21 protein-coding genes and 1 pseudogene are annotated in these 17090 nt (G+C 67.6%); 9 read left to right on the forward strand and 13 right to left on the reverse strand.

Annotation, left to right across the window (positions count from 1 at the left end; translation table 11 throughout):
• From leuD to leuC, 3 genes are all read right to left on the reverse strand, one after another.
• Positions 1–526 (reverse strand): 3-isopropylmalate dehydratase small subunit (leuD, locus tag DMC18_RS11775; protein WP_110132950.1); only part of this gene is annotated, 526 nt, incomplete at its 3' end.
• A gap of 11 nt (positions 527–537) precedes the next feature.
• Positions 538–1464 carry a hypothetical protein gene (locus tag DMC18_RS11780; protein ID WP_110122134.1) on the reverse strand — a complete coding sequence of 309 codons (927 nt, stop codon included), beginning with the start codon at positions 1462–1464 and terminating at the stop codon, positions 538–540.
• The gene (gene leuC, locus DMC18_RS11785; RefSeq protein WP_110122135.1) at positions 1461–2894 is read right to left on the reverse strand and encodes a 3-isopropylmalate dehydratase large subunit; all 1434 of its coding nucleotides are present in this window, start codon (positions 2892–2894) and stop codon (positions 1461–1463) included. The genes DMC18_RS11780 and leuC overlap by 4 nt, the downstream gene beginning before the upstream one ends.
• 257 nt (positions 2895–3151) lie before the next feature.
• On the opposite strand from leuC, the gene DMC18_RS11790 reads away from it, so the two are divergent.
• Entirely contained in the window at positions 3152–4348 is a 1197-nt protein-coding gene (locus DMC18_RS11790) for a glycoside hydrolase family protein (RefSeq protein ID WP_110122136.1), read from the forward strand.
• Positions 4349–4918: 570 nt separating this feature from the next.
• On the opposite strand, the gene rplS is transcribed toward DMC18_RS11790, so the two are convergent.
• Both rplS and trmD read right to left on the reverse strand, forming a co-directional pair.
• Positions 4919–5302 (reverse strand): 50S ribosomal protein L19, encoded by a 384-nt coding sequence (gene rplS, locus DMC18_RS11800; RefSeq protein WP_110122137.1) that lies wholly within the window; start codon positions 5300–5302, stop codon positions 4919–4921.
• A 2-nt stretch (positions 5303–5304) separates the two neighbouring features.
• Positions 5305–6042: a tRNA (guanosine(37)-N1)-methyltransferase TrmD gene (trmD, locus tag DMC18_RS11805; protein ID WP_110122138.1), complete on the reverse strand. Its 738-nt coding sequence runs from the start codon at positions 6040–6042 to the stop codon at positions 5305–5307.
• A 253-nt stretch (positions 6043–6295) separates the two neighbouring features.
• Between trmD and rlmN the strand changes: the two genes are divergently transcribed.
• The 5 genes from rlmN (at position 6296) to DMC18_RS11830 (ending at position 9577) form a co-directional block, all read left to right on the forward strand.
• A complete protein-coding gene (rlmN, locus tag DMC18_RS11810) occupies positions 6296–7507 on the forward strand; it encodes a 23S rRNA (adenine(2503)-C(2))-methyltransferase RlmN (protein WP_110122139.1) in 1212 nt (403 codons plus the stop codon).
• Entirely contained in the window at positions 7504–7881 is a 378-nt protein-coding gene (locus tag DMC18_RS11815; RefSeq protein ID WP_110132952.1) for a hypothetical protein, read from the forward strand. The genes rlmN and DMC18_RS11815 overlap by 4 nt, the downstream gene beginning before the upstream one ends.
• Positions 7882–7998: 117 nt before the next feature.
• Complete coding sequence (locus DMC18_RS11820; protein ID WP_158285902.1) at positions 7999–8187, forward strand: hypothetical protein; 189 nt, start codon at positions 7999–8001, stop codon at positions 8185–8187.
• A gap of 93 nt (positions 8188–8280) precedes the next feature.
• A complete protein-coding gene (locus DMC18_RS11825) occupies positions 8281–8706 on the forward strand; it encodes a DUF350 domain-containing protein (protein ID WP_110120014.1) in 426 nt (141 codons plus the stop codon).
• Between the two features lie 28 nt (positions 8707–8734).
• Positions 8735–9577, forward strand: coding sequence for a serine protease (locus tag DMC18_RS11830; protein ID WP_110120015.1), 843 nt, complete (start codon positions 8735–8737; stop codon positions 9575–9577).
• Positions 9578–9751: 174 nt separating this feature from the next.
• Here the strand turns inward: DMC18_RS11830 and hemF are convergent, their stop codons facing one another.
• The 5 genes and pseudogenes from hemF to DMC18_RS11855 all read right to left on the reverse strand — a co-directional run bounded on the left by hemF (position 9752) and on the right by DMC18_RS11855 (position 12947).
• Positions 9752–10636 carry an oxygen-dependent coproporphyrinogen oxidase gene (gene hemF / locus DMC18_RS11835; RefSeq protein WP_110120016.1) on the reverse strand — a complete coding sequence of 295 codons (885 nt, stop codon included), beginning with the start codon at positions 10634–10636 and terminating at the stop codon, positions 9752–9754.
• A 70-nt stretch (positions 10637–10706) separates the two neighbouring features.
• Positions 10707–10916, reverse strand: a complete 210-nt coding sequence (locus tag DMC18_RS11840; protein WP_110120017.1) for a DUF4926 domain-containing protein — start codon at positions 10914–10916, stop codon at positions 10707–10709.
• A pseudogene (locus DMC18_RS27300) lies at positions 10913–11232 on the reverse strand (DUF6883 domain-containing protein). Before DMC18_RS27300 ends, DMC18_RS11840 begins: the two are co-directional and overlap by 4 nt.
• A gap of 27 nt (positions 11233–11259) precedes the next feature.
• The gene (locus tag DMC18_RS11850) at positions 11260–12201 is read right to left on the reverse strand and encodes an electron transfer flavoprotein subunit alpha/FixB family protein (protein WP_110120018.1); all 942 of its coding nucleotides are present in this window, start codon (positions 12199–12201) and stop codon (positions 11260–11262) included.
• Positions 12201–12947, reverse strand: coding sequence for an electron transfer flavoprotein subunit beta/FixA family protein (locus DMC18_RS11855; protein WP_110120019.1), 747 nt, complete (start codon positions 12945–12947; stop codon positions 12201–12203). The genes DMC18_RS11850 and DMC18_RS11855 overlap by 1 nt, the downstream gene beginning before the upstream one ends.
• Before the next feature lie 229 nt (positions 12948–13176).
• Between DMC18_RS11855 and DMC18_RS11860 the strand changes: the two genes are divergently transcribed.
• Positions 13177–13443: a hypothetical protein gene (locus DMC18_RS11860; RefSeq protein WP_110120020.1), complete on the forward strand. Its 267-nt coding sequence runs from the start codon at positions 13177–13179 to the stop codon at positions 13441–13443.
• A gap of 42 nt (positions 13444–13485) precedes the next feature.
• On the opposite strand, the gene DMC18_RS26550 is transcribed toward DMC18_RS11860, so the two are convergent.
• From DMC18_RS26550 to DMC18_RS11870, 3 genes are read right to left on the reverse strand one after another with little or no spacing between them, the layout of a single operon-like run.
• Positions 13486–13635: a hypothetical protein gene (locus DMC18_RS26550; protein WP_199228462.1), complete on the reverse strand. Its 150-nt coding sequence runs from the start codon at positions 13633–13635 to the stop codon at positions 13486–13488.
• A gap of 31 nt (positions 13636–13666) precedes the next feature.
• Complete coding sequence (locus tag DMC18_RS11865) at positions 13667–14026, reverse strand: DUF6481 family protein (RefSeq protein WP_110120021.1); 360 nt, start codon at positions 14024–14026, stop codon at positions 13667–13669.
• 59 nt (positions 14027–14085) lie between these two features.
• Complete coding sequence (locus DMC18_RS11870) at positions 14086–14295, reverse strand: cold-shock protein (RefSeq protein ID WP_110120022.1); 210 nt, start codon at positions 14293–14295, stop codon at positions 14086–14088.
• A gap of 314 nt (positions 14296–14609) precedes the next feature.
• On the opposite strand from DMC18_RS11870, the gene DMC18_RS11875 reads away from it, so the two are divergent.
• Together DMC18_RS11875 and DMC18_RS11880 are read left to right on the forward strand one after the other, a co-directional pair.
• Positions 14610–14879 carry a hypothetical protein gene (locus DMC18_RS11875; protein ID WP_110120023.1) on the forward strand — a complete coding sequence of 90 codons (270 nt, stop codon included), beginning with the start codon at positions 14610–14612 and terminating at the stop codon, positions 14877–14879.
• Between the two features lie 243 nt (positions 14880–15122).
• Positions 15123–16919 carry a discoidin domain-containing protein gene (locus DMC18_RS11880; RefSeq protein ID WP_146218054.1) on the forward strand — a complete coding sequence of 599 codons (1797 nt, stop codon included), beginning with the start codon at positions 15123–15125 and terminating at the stop codon, positions 16917–16919.
• The last annotated feature ends 171 nt before the right edge of the window (positions 16920–17090 follow it).

A 17090-nucleotide genomic window follows, 5' to 3' on the forward strand; every position in this document is an offset into this window, starting at 1 on the left:
TGGCGTCCAGGCCCTTTAGCATCTTCTGCTTGCGCACAGGATCGATCTGGAAGCTGAAGGTCTTGCCCGAGGGCGAGATCACGGTCTGGGCTTCCAGGTCGATGCTGACCATGTGATTGCCGCCCTTGGCCTCGTCCATCAGGAGCGAGACCTCGTCGGGCGCCAGCACCACCGGCAGCAGGCCGTTGTTGAAGCAGTTGTTGTTGAAGATGTCGGCGAAGCTGGTCGAGATCACGCACAGGATGCCGAAGTCCATCAGCGCCCACGGGGCGTGCTCGCGCGAGGAGCCGCAGCCGAAGTTGTCGCCGGCGATCAGCACGGACGAGCCCTTGTACTCCGGCCGGTTCAGCACGAAGTCGGCGATCTCGTTGCCCGTCGCGTCGAAGCGGAAGTCGAAGAACAGGCCCTTGGCCAGGCCTTCGCGCTCGACGGTCTTCAGGAACTGCTTGGGGATGATCTGGTCGGTGTCGATATTGGCCAGCGACAGGGGCGCCGCGCGGCCGTCGAGACGGGTGAAGGGCTGCATTCGCGCCTCTCCTAGTTCTTCAGGGTCTGGGTGATGGCCCAGCGTTCGGTGCGGCCGTTCAGCTGGCCGCTGCTCGGATCGGTGAGAACGGTCTTGCTCTCGCAGTCGGCCTTGACCGGCAGGCCGATCTTCAGGTCGATCTCGTAGAGACAGCCGCTGGTGTTCTCGAACTTCATCTTGGCGAACATCGCCTTGACGTCGGGCTTCTGGGCGTCGGGACCCATCTGGGCGGCCATGGCCTCGATCATCTTGGCGATGATCGCCGTGGTCGACTCCGGATCCAGGCTCCGGCTCCAGCGCACCACGCCGACGCCGCGCGCCTCGTCGATCTTCTCGATCGAGACGACGCCCTTGGCCTTGATCGCGCCGCCGCCGAACGGGCTGGCGATCTCGTCGTCGTAGGTCAGCGGCTTGCCGACCTCCAGCTCGACGTTCACCGGCACGGTCAGCAGGCTGTCTTCCTTGAGCATGACCGTGGCGGCCTGCTCGGGGCTCATCCTGGCGAACATGCTGGTCACCGCGCCGATGGCCTTGGCGGCGTCCGCGTCGTCGCCGGCCAGGGCGGTCAGCGCCTTGGTCACGTCGGCGACCGTGGCCGGCCAGTCCTCGATCGACACCGGCGAGAGGCTTTCGTCGGCGTCGTAGACATAGGTCCGCGCCAGCATGCCCTCGAGCGCGGCCTGCACCTTGGCCTGTTGCGCGGCCGTGCCGACCTTGGGCAGCTCGGTCGACACCGGCTTCAGCGTCACGCGGTAGCCGTCGCCCCGGGCCTCGATCGTCTTGGCGTAGACCGTCTTGCCGCCGATCGGCGCGGCGGCCTTGCCGTCACGGATGTCCTCGCGGCTCTTGACCACGACCATCTCGACCTGCGCCGTCTTGGGCAGGTCGAGCGGCGCGGCGAAGGTCGAGGCCGCCGCCAGGGCGAGCAGCAGGCTCACGACAGCAGGGTCCGCACGTCGACCAGGTGGCCGGCGATCGCCGCCGCCGCCGCCATGGCCGGCGAAACGAGGTGCGTGCGGCCTCCGCGGCCCTGACGGCCTTCGAAGTTGCGGTTGCTGGTCGAGGCGCAGCGCTCGCCCGGCTCGAGGCGGTCGGGATTCATCCCCAGGCACATCGAGCAGCCCGGCTCGCGCCAGTCGAAGCCGGCGGCCTTGAAGATGGCGTCCAGGCCCTCGGCCTCGGCCTGTTCCTTCACCAGGCCCGAGCCCGGCACGACCATCGCCTTGACGTGCGGGGCCACGAGGCGGCCGTGCAGGAAGGCTTCCTGCACCACCGCGGCGGCGGCGCGCATGTCCTCGATGCGGCTGTTGGTGCACGAGCCGATGAAGACGCGGTCGATGCGGGCTTCCGAGATCGGCTGGCCGGCGGTCAGGCCCATATATTCGAGGGCCCGGTGGGCGGCGGCGCGCTTGTCGGGCGTGCCGAAGCTTTCGGGCTCGGGCACGTTGCCGGTCACCGGGATGACGTCCTCTGGGGAAGTGCCCCAGGTGACCATCGGCACGAGGGCCGAGCCGTCGATGACGACGGTGCGGTCGAAGACGGCGTCCTCGTCGGTGAAGAAGGTCTTCCAGTGGGCCACGGCCATGTCCCAGGCCGCGCCCTTGGGCGAGGCGGGCTTGCCCTTGACGTATTCGAAGGTGGTTTCGTCGGGCGCGACCAGGCCGGCCTTGGCGCCGCCCTCGATGGTCAGGTTGCAGAGGGTCATGCGGCCCTCCATCGTCAGGCCGCGCACGGCCTCGCCGGCATATTCGATGACATAGCCGGTGCCGCCGGCCGTGCCGATCTCGCCGATGACGGCGAGCGCGATGTCCTTGGCGGTGACGCCGGGGCCCAGCTGGCCATCGACCCGAACCAGCAGGTTCTTGGCCTTCTTCTGGCGCAGGGTCTGGGTCGCCAGCACGTGCTCGACTTCCGACGTGCCGATGCCGTGGGCCAGCGCCCCGAAGGCGCCGTGGGTCGAGGTGTGGCTGTCGCCGCAGACGATGGTCATGCCCGGCTGGGTGCGGCCCTGCTCGGGGCCCACCACGTGGACGATGCCGTTGCGGATGTCGCCCATCGGGAAATACTCGATCCCGTTGTCGGCGACGTTGCGGCCAAGCGTCTGGAGCTGAAGGCGCGCCTCCTCATCGGCGACGGCGTCGACGCCGGCGGCCTGGTTCTCGGTCGGCACGTTGTGATCCGCCACGGCGAGCGTGCGGTCAGGCCGGCGCACGGGGCGATGCGCGGCGCGAAGGCCGGCGAAGGCCTGCGGCGTCGTCACCTCGTGGATGAGATGCAGGTCGATGTACAGGATGGCCTCGCCGTCGGCTTCGCTGACGACGTGGGCGTCCCAGATCTTGTCGTAGAGGGTCTTTGTTGCGCGGGTCATAGCGCCTCGCATCTAGGCCCGAAGCGGTGGCGCGTAAAGCGTGGATGCGCCGAAAATCCGCTGCGTGACCGCCGGGCGGTGATCGATCCTGCCCCGAGAGAGCGCTCAAATGCGGTTGAGACGCATGTTTCTTGCCCCGCGAGCGTCGGCCAGACGACACCGGCCGCCTGTGCGGCCTTGTCGATTTCATATGTAATATTAATTCCACCCATGAAATCGTCCGCCGGCGGTATGCTCAAGTCCGGTGGTGGAAGTTCATGTTCTCGCGTTCCAGCAAGCTCGCCCTGACGGCGACCCTGTCCTGTCTTCTCCTCTCCTCGGCGCTTCCCGGCGTCGTGGCCGCGCAAGGCGCCCCCGTCACAGCCGGCCCGACCGTCGAGACCGTGCCGACGCTGGGTCCCAAGCCATTCATCGACTACTTCCGGCCGATGCCGCCCGCGGCGCTGTCCACCACGGCCTGGGGCGCGAAGGAGGTCGGTCCGCGCGACCCGGCCAACGGCCTCGAAGACGCCGGCATGACCCGGTGGAACTACTGGGACGGCCAGATCCTGAAGGGCGCCGACGGCCGCTACCGCATGTTCGCCAGCCGCTGGGACCAGGCGCTGGGCCACAAGGCCTGGGGCGAGTCCCTGGCTGTCGGGGCGATCAGCGACACCTTGTTCGGCCCCTATCGCGACACCGGCCTGACCTGGCCCGACAACCAGGGCGGCCGGGGCCACAACGTCACGGCCCTGAAGACGCACGACGGACGCTACGCCGCAGTGGTCAGCGAGACGCGCGACGGCGACGTCTTCGTGTCGGACGGGATCGACGGCCCGTGGCGGCAGCTCGGGACGATCAGCCTCGACCAGAGCCGCTTCCAACTGGTCAAGACGCCGGGCGACGTCGCTATCCGCAACGATCCTGCGGCCAAGCCCGCGCGCGCCGCCAACTTCAGCGTCCTGCTGCGCCCCGACGGCGCCTATCAGATCGTGCCGCGATCGGGGCAGATCCTGATCAGCAGGACCGGGATTCTCGGCCCGTACGCGGTGATGGGCGACAGTGTCTATCGCGGCCTGGAGGGCGTTCCCCAGCGCGACATGCGCGCCTTCGAGGACCCGGTCGTCTGGCATAGCGGCGGCTGGTACCACATCGTCGTCAACCAGTGGCGCGAGCGCCGCGCCTACCACCTGATCTCGCGCGACGGGATCGCCGGCTGGAAGCTACAGGGCCTGGCCTACGAGCCCGGTGCGGACTTCATCCGCAACGCCGACGGAACGGTGAACCACTGGAACAAGCTGGAGCGTCCGGGCGTGGTCGTCGAGAACGGCCACGTGGTCGCCATGACCTTCGCCGTGGTCGACACCCCCAAGGACGAGCAGACGGGAAGCAACGGGCACGGCAGCAAGATCATCGTCGTGCCGTTCGACGGCGCGGCGCTGGATCGCGACCTCGCCATGGTCATGGGTCGCTGACGCCGAGAAACGATTGAGCCCCAAAACGACTAAGGGCGCGCCGGTCGTAGAGACCTGTCGGCGCGCCCTGACATCGTTTTCAACACTCCAGGGGCCGATGGCTCCACCTGAAGAGGGCCGTCCACTAGAAAGGAGACGGTCTGGAAGCCCGTCGACTGAGCGGCGGGGGTGAAAGCATTCAGCGCCTAGAACGCGGTTCTGTCAACAAGCGTGCGAACGCACAAAGCTTCACCTTACGGGCGATACGGCCGCGATCTTCGTCGGCCCCGACCGCGAGCGGCAGATCGGTCCGGCGAAGACGTCGATCGAGGGAGCGGTCGAGGGCTGGGCCAGGGACGAAGCGGACGGCTGGGCCGCGCCGCCGGGAGCGATCGCCAGCAACGTCAGAAGACACCCAATCGTCCAGATCCGTCGCATGTCGCCCCCGCTTCATCGACTTAACCTGAGATTGCGCGCGATCCGGCGCTGTGCACAAGCGCACAGGCAAAGGCGCACAGGCAAAGGGCGCACAAGCAAAAGGCCCCGGCGTTTCCACCGGGGCCTTCGATCCTCTCGCCGAAGCGGAAGGGCTTATTCGGCGTCGCGACGAACGTTGACGCGCTCGGCGATACGGGCCGACTTACCGCGACGGTCGCGCAGGTAGTACAGCTTGGCGCGACGGACGACGCCGCGGCGCTTGACTTCGATGCTTTCGATGCTCGGCGAGAGCAGCGGGAACAGACGTTCCACGCCTTCGCCGAACGAGATCTTGCGGACGGTGAAGCTCTCGTGGACGCCGGTGCCGGCGCGGGCGATGCAGACGCCCTCATAGGCCTGAACGCGTTCGCGCTCGCCTTCCTTGATCTTCACGTTGACGCGCAGGGTGTCGCCGGGACGGAAGTCCGGGATCGCGCGGGCGGCCAGCAGACGGGCCGATTCTTCTTGCTCGAGCTGAGCGATGATGTTGATCGCCATGATCATTTCTCCTTGGGCTTACCCGTTTTCGGGCCGCCTTTTGCCTGTTGATTGGCGAGATGCGCTTCCCAGAGATCGGGCCGCCGCTCGCGGGTCGTTTCTTCACGCATACTGCGCCGCCACTGGTCGACCTTCTTGTGGTCGCCCGACAGCAGCACCTCGGGGATGTCGAGTCCTTCGAACGTCCGCGGTCTCGTGTACTGCGGATGCTCGAGGAGACCGTCCTCGAAGCTTTCTTCCAGCGTGCTCTCGATGTTCCCCAGCACACCCGGGGCCAGTCGAACGCACGCCTCGATCACCACCATCGCCGCCGCCTCGCCACCGGCGAGAACCGCGTCTCCGACGGAGACCTCCTCGAACCCGCGGGCGTCGAGCACCCGCTGGTCCACCCCCTCGAAGCGGCCGCACAGCACCACGATGCCGGGCGCCTTGCTCCACTCACGAACCCGCGCCTGGGTCAGGGGCCTGCCCCGGGCGCTCATGTACAAAAGCGGCCGCCCGCCGAGGTCCACGCTGTCGAGCGCAGAGGCGATGACGTCCGCTTTCAGTACGGCTCCAGCGCCGCCACCCGCAGGGGTGTCGTCGAGGAAGCCGCGCTTATCCTTGGAAAAGGCGCGAATGTCCAGTGTTTCCAAACGCCACAGGTCGGCCTCCTTCCAGGCGGTCCCGATCATCGAGACGCCGAGCGGGCCGGGGAAGGCCTCGGGGAACATGGTCATGACGGTGGCGGTGAACGGCATGGCGGCGGTTTAGCGGGAGATGGCGGGATTGTCGAAGGGGGCGGCGGGAAGAAGACCCCCTCAGTCGGCTTCGCCGACAGCTCCCCCAGAGGGGGAGCATCTTATCGCCGCGCTTCCTAGATCCTCCCCCTCTGGGGGAGGTGGCCCGGAGGGCCGGAGGGGGCCTTTCGCCGCACGCTTTTGGAAAACCGGCCCACATCTGCTATATCCCCGCCTCGACCCCGCACATTCCTCGAATTTCCCGGACCGCCCCTTGAGCGTCACCCTCGACCTGTCCCGCGTCGCCCCTGCTGAAAAGCAAACCGGGGCCGATGCGGCCAAGCCGCCCGTCAACCTGTCGGGCCTGACCCGCCCGCAGCTGATCGCCGCCCTGACGGAGTCGGGCGTGGTCGAGCACGGCAAGGCCAAGATGCGCGCCACCCAGGTGTTCCGCTGGATCCACCATCGCGGCGTCACCGACTTCGCCCAGATGAGCGACGTGGCCAAGGAAACCCGCGCGCGGCTGGCCGAGACCTTCACGATCGCCCGCCCCGAGGTGGTCGAGCGCCAGGTCTCCAAGGACGGCACCCGCAAGTGGCTGATCCGCATGGCCCCGGGCATCGAGGTCGAGACCGTCTATATTCCATCGGTCGGCCGGGTCGGCGCCCTGTGCGTGTCCAGCCAGGTCGGCTGCACGCTGAACTGCAGCTTCTGCCACACCGGCACCCAGCCCCTGGTGCGCAACCTGACGGCCGCCGAGATCGTCGCCCAGGTGCAGATCGCCAAGGACGACCTCGCCGAATGGCCGTCCGACAAGGAAGACCGCCTGCTCTCGAACATCGTGTTCATGGGCATGGGCGAGCCGCTCTACAACCTGGGCCAGGTGTCCGACGCCATCGAGATCATCAGCGACAACGAGGGCATCGGCATCTCGCGTCGCCGGATCACGGTCTCGACCTCGGGCGTCGTGCCGATGCTGGGCAAGCTGGGCGAGACGACCCAGGCCATGCTGGCCATCAGCCTGCACGCCACCAACGACCCGCTGCGCGACGAACTGGTGCCGCTGAACAAGAAGTACCCGATCGCCCAGCTGATGGACGGCATCCGCGCCTATCCGGGCCTGTCCAACGCCCGCCGGGTGACCTTCGAATACGTGATGCTGAAAGGCGTCAACGACAGCCCCGACGAGGCCCGGGCGCTGGTCAAGCTGATCAAGGGCATCCCCGCCAAGATCAACCTGATCCCGTTCAATCCGTGGCCGGGCAGCCAGTACGAATGCTCGGACTGGGGCGCGATCGAGACCTTCGCGGCGATCCTCAACAAGGCCGGCTACTCCTCGCCGATCCGCACCCCGCGCGGCCGCGACATCCTCGCCGCCTGCGGCCAGCTGAAGAGCGAGAGCGAGAAGGTCCGCGCCAGCGCCCTGCGCAAGCTGTCGATGGCGGCCATGGCCGGCATGCTGGAAGAGGAAGACGACGCGGCGTGAGGCGCGTCCTCGCCGCGCTCGCCCTGACCGCCTTCGCCGCGGCGGCGCCGGCTGGCGCGACCCTGCCGCGCGGCCGCCCCTACTGGACGCCGACCCCGGCCCAGGTGGCCAGGCTGGAATCCCAGACCTCGCGCAAGCCGGGCATGGCTCCGATCTGGCGCTACGGCCGCGACTACGCCGGCGTCACCCTCGACGACCGCAAGATGATCGTCGGCCGCTGGGTGCGCGACGACAGCGGCCGCACGATCGGCGTGCGCATCGGTCCGCTGTCGGCCATCCCCGACATCGCCGACGGCGGCTGCTCGGTGGTCTCGGTGATGTACGACGTCAAGACCGAGCACCTGGTCTCAATGACCTGCAACGGCGTCGGCTGACCCGCCATGCCGGGCCCCTGGGGAAAGACGCGACTGGCCCTTTTCCTGGGCGGCTGGTCTTGCATGTTCCTTGGCATAAACGGCGCCTGGCTGCTTCTGCCGGTCGGGATGGCGCTGATGATCGCCAACCTCCTGCTCTTCAAGTGCCCGCGCTGCGGCCTTGATCTGGGAGCCTGGGGACCCGGTCAGGTCCACAGCCTTTCGGAAATGCACTTCGGCCCCTTCCCGACCGACTGCCCGCGTTGCGGCCGCTCACGCCTCGACGTCCGCCCCGGCCAGAGGCTGCGCGCGCCCGAGGACGCCTGAAGTCGCCTGAACGCGCCTCAGGCGAGCCCTCTACGCAAGACTCGCCGACCCGTGTTAGAGCTTGCCCCTTCAGTCCCCGGGGGTCGCGTAACCATGCCTCAGATCCAGTCGCCCGAGATTCAGGCCTTCGCCAACGGCCTGCTGACGACCCTGACCCACGTGGGCGTGACCATGGTCATGCTGATCGCGGGCGCCGCCATCTACATCCTCCTGACGCCCCATCGCGAGATCAAGCTGATCCGCGAGGGCAACGCGGCCGCCGCCCTGTCGCTGGGCGGAGTGCTGACGGGCCTGGCCATTCCGCTGGCCGCCTCGCTGGCGGCCTCCACCTCGGTGATCGAGATCCTGCTGTGGGGCGTGGCCACCCTGGCCCTTCAGCTGCTGGTCTTCCGCCTGACCGACATGATGCTCAAGGGCCTGCCCGAGCGGATCAACGAGGGCGAGGTCTCGGCCGCGGCCCTGCTGGTCGGCGCCAAGCTGGCCACCGCCATCATCATCGCCGCCGGCGTGGCGGGCTGAGGCGGAGGGACGAACCGGAGCGGGGCGCGTGCATTTCCCCAAGCTTCCAGACTGGCTGGTCTACGGCGCCGTGGTCGCCGCCCTGCTGGTGGTCGCCGTCGGCCGCCAGGAGCGCGCCGACGCGCCTCCGCCGCCGCCGCCGGTGCCCGGCGAGGAAGGCGTGCCCCTGGGTCCCGCCTCGCCCTTCGATCCGTCGATCGTCGTGCAGGTGCCCGACAAGCAGGAGCCCGCCTCGGGCACGGCCTTCTCGGTGGGGACGCAGGGGATCTGGCTGACCGCCCGCCACGTGGTCGACGGCTGCAAGTCGGCCGCCATCCTGGTCGCCGACGGGCGCGGCGTGGCCGCCAAGGTCATCATCGACCCGCGCTTCGACGCGGCCATCCTGACCACCGAGGGCGGCGCCCCGGCCATGCCGATGAACACCGGCGACCCTCGCAAGGGCATGCGGGCCTTCCACCCCGGCTTCCCGCAGGGCCACGCCGGCGAGGTCGCCTCGCGCCTGATCGGCCGCGAGAACCTGGTGATCCACGGCCGCGGTGCCCGCACCGAACCGGTGCTGGTCTGGGCCGAGGTCGGCCGCACCGACAATCTGAAGGGCACCCTGGCCGGCCTCTCCGGCGCCCCGGCCCTCGACAGCGCAGGCAGAGTGATCGGCGTGACGGTGGCCGAGTCCCCGCGCCGGGGCCGGATCTACACCACCGCCCCCGAAAGCCTGCGCTCCCTGATCGCCCGCTCGCCCCGCCGCGGCGGCGACACCGGCGTTCCGGAATTCGCCCCGGGCGAGTCCATCACCACCGACAACTACGGCCGCATCGCCGACGGCCTGCGGCGCGACCTGCGCGTGGCGCAGGTGGTGTGTTTGGCCGTCTAGCGTCCCTCTCCCCTTGCGGGAGAGGGTGGCCCCCGCGAAGGCGGGGGTCGGGTGAGGGGTCGCACATACAGAAACGCCGCGACAGCTGATCAGCTTTCGCGGCGTCTTACTTCTGAGAGACCCCTCATCCGTCGCCTACGGCGACACCTTCTCCCGCAAGGGGAGAAGGATGCTCTACGGCCACTTCACTTCGGGCGGCATGGAGCTGAGGATCGACTCCACGTTCCCGCCGGTCTTCAGGCCGAACATGGTTCCCCGGTCGTAGAGCAGATTGAACTCGACGTAGCGGCCGCGCTGGACCAGCTGCTGTTCACGCTCGTCGGCGCTCCAGGCCTCGCCCATCCGGCGACGGACCAGGGTCGGATAGATCTCCAGGAAGGCCCGGCCGACATCCTGCGTGAAGGCGAAGTCGCGACCCCATTCGCCGCTGTCGTGGTGGTCGTAGAAGATGCCGCCAATGCCGCGCGGCTCGTTGCGATGCGGCAGGAAGAAGTACTCGTCGCACCAGGCCTTGTACTTGGCGTACCAGTCCGGATCGTGCTTGTCGCAGGCCCGCTGGTAGGCGGCGTGGAAGTCGATGGCGTCCGGGAAGTCCTGCTGGCGCTGGTAGCCGAGCAGCGGGGTCAGGTCGCCGCCGCCGCCGAACCAGCCCTTGGTCGTGGCGATGAAGCGGGTGTTCATGTGCACGGCCGGCACGCGCGGGTTGGTCATGTGCGCGATCAGGCTGATGCCGGTGGCGAAGAACCGAGGATCCTCGGCCGCGCCGGGCATGGTCTTGGCCATTTCCGGCGGGAAGGTCCCGAACACCGTCGAGACGTGCACCCCGACCTTCTCGAACAGGCGGCCGTGCATCATGCCCATCACCCCGCCGCCGCCGGCCGGACGATCCCACGGCTTCAGCTCGAAGCGGCCCGGCTTGTCGCCGTAGAGCGCGGCGGGGGCCTCGTCCTCCAGGGTCTCGAAGGCGGCGCAGATCTGGTCGCGCAGGCTCTCGAACCAGGCCTTTGCACAGGCCTTCTGGGCGTCGAGATCGGAAAGGGTGTCGGCTTGTTGCGTCATGGGATCGGCTTAAGCCCAAGCCCGATCCCGCGCAAATCCGGGGGCGCGCATAAGGGGTTTTGCGGAGGGCTCAGGCGGCCTTGGCGCGGTGATGCAGCTTCAGCAGTTCGCCGGGAGCAAAGGTCTCGAAGCCATAGGTGTAGCCTTCGTCATCGACGAATTCGACCTGGAAGGCCTCGCCCTTCCCCAGCACGTCCACGACCGTGCCCATCTCGCCCTTCCGGAGATTCAGGTCCGGCCGGTCGATGAGCAAAGCGACGGTGTCGAGTTCGTTGATCATCGGGTTTCCCGCATGACGAATACCGAGGTCAATCGGGTTCGCGATCCGTCGGCTGGAACGATCCAGCCGCTGGTGATCATCGCAGAACGTTCGGAAAATCGGAACAGGAAGTCGATGCGATAGCGAACGCCCCAGGCGTCAACTTCAGCTGGGGATGCATCTTCCGAAGCGGCCGCCGTGCGGAGCGCTTCGATCAGAACCGGCGCATCATCGCGCGTCAGTCCGAGCTTCAGCGCGAAGAGCCGCGCCTGTGCTTGCCCACCGGGTGGGTCGGCGACAATGCGTAGTCGGTCAGCTTGCGCTGATCGATCTCCACATTGTCGCCGCCCGGGAGCTTCAAGCCTTACTTGCCGGCGGCGGTGAGCGCGCTCAGCAGTTCCGGCACGGCCGACTTGTAGTCGGCGACCAGGCCGTAGTCGGCGACCTGGAAGATCGGCGCGTCGGCGTCCTTGTTGATCGCGACGATCACCTTGGAGTCCTTCATGCCGGCCAGGTGCTGGATGGCGCCCGAGATGCCCACGGCGATGTAGAGCTGCGGGGCGACGACCTTGCCGGTCTGGCCGACCTGGTAGTCGTTCGGGGCGTAGCCGGCGTCGACGGCGGCGCGGCTGGCGCCGACGGCGGCGCCCAGCTTGTCGGCCAGGGGCTCGATGACCGCCTGGAACTCTTCGGCCGAGCCCATGGCGCGACCGCCCGAGACGACGATCTTGGCCGCGGCCAGTTCCGGACGGTCCGACTTGACCATCTCTTCGCTGACGAAGCGGGTCTTGGCCGCATCGGCGCCCGAGACGGCTTCGACCGAGGCCGAACCGCCTTCGCCGGCCGCCGGGAAGGCGGTCGGACGGACGGTGATCACCTTCTTGGCGTCGGACGACTGAACGGTCTCCAGCGCGTTGCCGGCGTAGATCGGACGCACGAAGGTGTCGGCCGACACCACCTCGACGATGTCGCTGATCGGGGCGACGTCGAGCTTGGCGGCGATGCGCGGAGCGAAGTTCTTGCCGCCGGCGGTGGCCGGGACGAGGATCGCGTCGTAGTTGCCAGCGAGCGCCAGGGCGGCGTCGGCCTGGGCTTCGGCGATCCCGTGACCCAGGGCGTCGCTCTCGGCGGTCAGCACCTTGCGGACGCCGGCGATCTTGGCGGCTTCGGCGGCGACGGCCGAAACGCCCGAGCCCAGGACCAGCACGTCCACGTCGCCCGACAGCTTCAGGGCGGCGGTGACGGTCTTGTGGGTGCCGTCGCGCAGGTGCGCGTTGTCGTTATCGGCGATGACGAGAACGGCCATTACAGCACCCCCGCGGTCGTGAGCTTGGAGACGAGGTCGGCGGCGGATTCGACCTTGACGCCCGCCGAACGCTTGGCGGGCTCGGTGACCTTGACGACGGTCAGGCGCGGAGCGACGTCGACGCCGTAGTCGGCGACGGTCTTCTGCGTGATTTCCTTCTTCTTGGCCTTCATGATGTTCGGCAGAGACGCGTAGCGCGGCTCATTGAGGCGCAGGTCGGCGGTGACCACGGCCGGCAGGTCGACGTCGAGCGTCTGCAGGCCGCCGTCGACTTCGCGGGTGACCTTGGCGGCCGAACCCGAAATCTCGATCGCCGAGGCGTAGGTCGCCTGCGGCCAGTCGAGCAGGGCCGACAGCATCTGGCCCACGGCGTTGTTGTCGCCGTCGATGGCCTGCTTGCCCATCAGGACGAGGCCGGGCTGCTCTTCGGCCACGACGGCCTTCAGCAGCTTGGCCACGGCCAGCGGCTCGAGGTCGGCGTCGCTGGTGATCAGGATGCCGCGGTCGCCGCCCATGGCCAGCGCCGTGCGGATGGTTTCCTGGGCTTGAGCCGGGCCGATCGAGACGATGACGACCTCGGTCGCCGCGCCCTTTTCCTTGAGGCGCACCGCCTCTTCGACCGCGATCTCGCAGAACGGGTTCATCGACATCTTGACGTTCGCCAGGTCGACGCCCGTCTGGTCGGCTTTCACCCGAGCCTTCACGTTGTAATCGATAACCCGTTTGACCGGGACCAGAACCTTCATCGGTCTACGCCGCCTCCTGGCTGCTCTTTCGAGGTTTCCCCTGCTTGGACAATCGACTTACCGCGTCCGCACAGGTTTGCAAGTTTCCCCTAACGTAAGCGTAATGCTCTTTTTCAGGGATCATTCAAACAAATGTACGACACCTTCCGCGCGCCGTCAGCGCCGTCCGGCGCTCCGCCTCGCGAAATGGGGCTAGCCACATAGCGCGGCCGGTGCTTAAGACGCCGCCATGAACCGCACGATCAACCGCCTGAAGATCATCTTCATCGGCATCTTCCTCGCCAGCATCGTTGGCGTGTTCGGCTATCATTACCTGTGGGTGTGGCCGAAGGCGAAGTGCGAGGCGCATAACGGCGCCTGGGCCGGCAAATGGCTCAAGTGCGGCACGATCTATCCGATCGAGCAGTTGACCGGCCGGCCGGCGAACCTGCCGCCGATCAACACCGACACCTCCAAGATGGAAGGCCCGTCGGTCCGGAACCCGGAAAAGAAGTAAGGGCCAGTCGGCCTCGGGATCTGTCGGCTCAGGGCCGGCGGATCAGGCCGAGGGCTCGCCCTCGCCTTCGCCCGACTCGGCGCGCTTGGCCGCGCGTTCGGCGGCTTTCTCGGCGGCTTTTTCCGCGGCCTTGGCCGCCTTCAGGCGCTCGCGTTCCTGGCGTTCGAAATTGTAGTTCGGCTTGCGGGCCATGGCGGCTCCCTTTGTAAGAAAGTCCGCGCAGTCAGGCGCGGGCCTTACGCGCGGCGTAACGTGCGTCGCGCTTGGCCTTAGCTTCAGCGTTGGTGAGCGCCTTACGTTCCTTACGCGCTCCACGCTTGGCGGCAAGCGCTTCTTCGGCCAAAGCGGCCTGAGCCTGGTCCTGAGCCGCCTGCTGCTCGGCGGCTTCCGCCTTGATGAGCGCCCGCGCGGCGGACCGCTCCTTGCGAACCGCGGTCAGTTCGGCCGCGCGCAGGGCGGCGCGGTCTTCGAATTGGGGGTCGGTGACAGCCGCCTTGGGCTTGAACTTGGCCAGCAGGGCCGCCTTGGCCTGCGCCGCGGTCTTGAGGCGATCGGCATGGCCGACGTTTTGGAATGAACTCATGAGATCCCTTCACGAAAACGCCCGCGGGAGGATCCCGCGGGCGAATTGAGACGTCGAGATCAGGCGGCCTGGAGTTGGCCGGCCGACATCTTGCCGCTGCGCTGGTCGCGCTCGAGTTCGAAGGCGACCTTCTGGCCTTCGTTCAGCGAGCCGAGGGTCGAGCGCTCGACGGCCGAAATGTGGACGAACACGTCCGCGCCGCCGTCGTCGGGTTGGATGAAGCCGAAGCCCTTGGTGGAGTTGAACCACTTCACGGTGCCGGTAGCCATGGGAAAGTATCCTTAAAACAAGCGTAGCCGCACGGCCGTAATGGTCCGCGCGATCAAATTTTCGGAGAGGTTTTGGGTAGACTCGGGCGCTCGATCCGAAGAACAAGCGTGGAGAGCGGCCGAACCATTTCGATATTCGATCGCCAAATCATGCGCGCCTGTGGATTATTTCACAAGCGATTTCGAATCTTTTTCATTTCCACGAGCGGAGCCGGGACGCTTTCGTTTTCGAGAAAACTCATAACGGCCTGATCGGCCGGCGCCTTATTTCGATCGATCAGGATCGAACGGCCAAGCTCGGCGTTATCATCTCCATGCGTAAAGTTCCTCCCACTCCCCGCACGGGCGCCGGCGCCCTGACCATCTCCCGCCAGCGGCAGGACATCGACTTCTCGCTGCTGATCACCGGCGGCACGGCCGGGCGACGGGCCGGCAAGGGCAGCCTGACCGGCGAGCCCGCCGCGATGCGCGAGGCCTTCCGGGCCGGCGGCGGCCGCCTGACCCTGGACGACGGCGTCGAGCACGACATCGCCATCGTCGCCCACACCGAGGGCGAAGGCACGGTCTACTTCGAACTGCGCTAGTCGCGAAAATCGCTTCGCCTCGGCCGGCCAGGCTGGCCGGGGCGTCCGACTCTGTCGCAACATGAGAACAAAATAGGAACTGTCGAAAACGGGGTCGTATCCAAGGATCACGTCGCCGCGGTCGACACAGCCGCCCGCCGGGAATTTTCCACCGGCCGGTTCCAAGCCAAACCTATTGAACCAAAAGGTATTTCAGACATGCATAGCTTCCAGCCTCTACGCGGCCGGGCGTCCAAACGCGCGATGGCCGTAGCGGCCGCCTTGTGCCTGGCGTCACTGACCCCGGCCGCGGCATTGGCCGCCAACGGCCCCGGCGCCACCGTCGGCGCCATCCGCTGGGACGCCTGGGTGGGCGACACCAGCACCAACGGCGTCATCGCCGGCTCGCACATCGGTCTCGAGGTCGAGGGCGCCCTCGGCCCCAACCAGTTCCACGACCGGATCCCGTTCTACGGGGTCGAGACCTCGACCAGCAGCGTCCAGGTGCGCCAGCTGACCCAAGCCCAGATGGACGCCGACATCGCCTACGCCAAGCGGGCGGGCCTGAACTACTGGGCCTTCTGCTACTACGCCGACGGCAGCGGCATGGACATCGCCCGCAACCTCTACCAGGCCAGCGCCCAGCGCGAGGGCCTGAACTTCACCCTGGTGCTCGGCCCGGGCTCGATCCCGACGCCGACCCTGGTGACCGAGATGGCCAAGCCGCACTTCCAGAAGGTGCTGAACGGCCGGCCGCTGCTCTATCTGTTCGGCTTCTCGGCCGACAGCTATGCGGCCAGCTACGTGGCCGAGGTGCGCGCCGCGGCGACCACGGCGGGCCTGCCCAACCCGTACATCGTGGTGATGAACCCGACCTCGTCCACCGCCGCGAGCATCGCCTCGAGCGTCGAGGCCGACGCGGTCAGCGCCTATGCCGACAGCCCGATCAACGGCGCGGCCTATTCGCAGGTGATCAGCCAGAACGGCGCCAACTGGAACAACCACAAGGCCACCGGCCACAAGGTGGTGCCGTGGGTCACCGCCGGCTGGGACAACCGTCCGCGCGCGCTCTATCCGCAGAGCTTCGTCAGCCCCACCCCGCCGACCAACGCCTGGGCCCAGCAGGCCACGGCGGCCGAGGTGGCGACCAACCTGCAGAACGCCCTGACCTGGAACCAGAACTTCGCCGCGACCGCCGACGCCAACACGGTGATCATGTACGCCTGGAACGAGTTCGACGAGGGCGGCTGGCTGACCCCGACGCTGTCCAAGGGGACCGACCGCGTCGACGCCCTGTCGAACGCGCTGAAATACGCCAGTTCGTCCAACTGGGACGCCGGCCAGACGGCGCGGGGAGCCTTCGACGGCGACCCGTCCACCAACTGGCAGGCCGCCTCCGGCTTCGCCAATCAATGGGTGGAGATCGACTTCGGCAAGGATTCCACCTTCAGCCAGGCGACGATCAGCGAGTATGGCGCCCGCACCACCGGCTACCGGATCGAGTACCTCAACGGCTCGACCTGGAAGACGGCCTATACCGGGACCGGCATCGGCGCCTCCAGCACCGTGACCTTCCCGGCGGTGACCGGCCGCAAGGCCCGGCTCTACTTCACCTCGGGGATCGACACGCCGATCATCTACGAGGCCAGCCTGAACGCCACGCCGAACGTCTCGGCCAATCTCGCGCTGAACCGCTCCTACGCGGCCTCGTCGCAATGGGACGCCACCCAGGGCGCGGCCAAGGCCTTCGACAACGATCCGAACACCAACTGGCAGGGCAGCGGCGCCAACATCGCCGGGACCTGGCTGGAGGTCGACTTCGGCGTCCGCAAGCCGTTCAACACCGCCACGATGTCGGAGTTCGGCGATCGCACGGGCGGCTACCGCATCGAGTACTGGGCCGGCCCCACGGTCGGCTGGACCACGGCCTACACCGGCACGACCATCGGCGCCTCCAAGACGGTGACCTTCCCGACGGTCAACGCCAGCAAGGCCCGCATCTACTGGACCTCGGGAACCTACACCCCGATCATCTACGAGGCCTCGTTCGGCCTGAACTGAGGTGAAACCCCTCTCCCCTCGCGGGAGAGGGCGGCCTCCCGAAGGGAGGTCGGGTGAGGGTCGCACCTACAGAAACGCCGCGAAAGCCGATCAGCTTTCGCGGCGTTTTGCGTCTGAGAGACCCCTCATCCGTCGGCTTGCGCCGACACCTTCTCCCGCAAGGGGAGAAGG

The sequence above is a fragment of the Caulobacter sp. D5 genome, from assembly GCF_003185805.1.
Classification (GTDB): domain Bacteria; phylum Pseudomonadota; class Alphaproteobacteria; order Caulobacterales; family Caulobacteraceae; genus Caulobacter.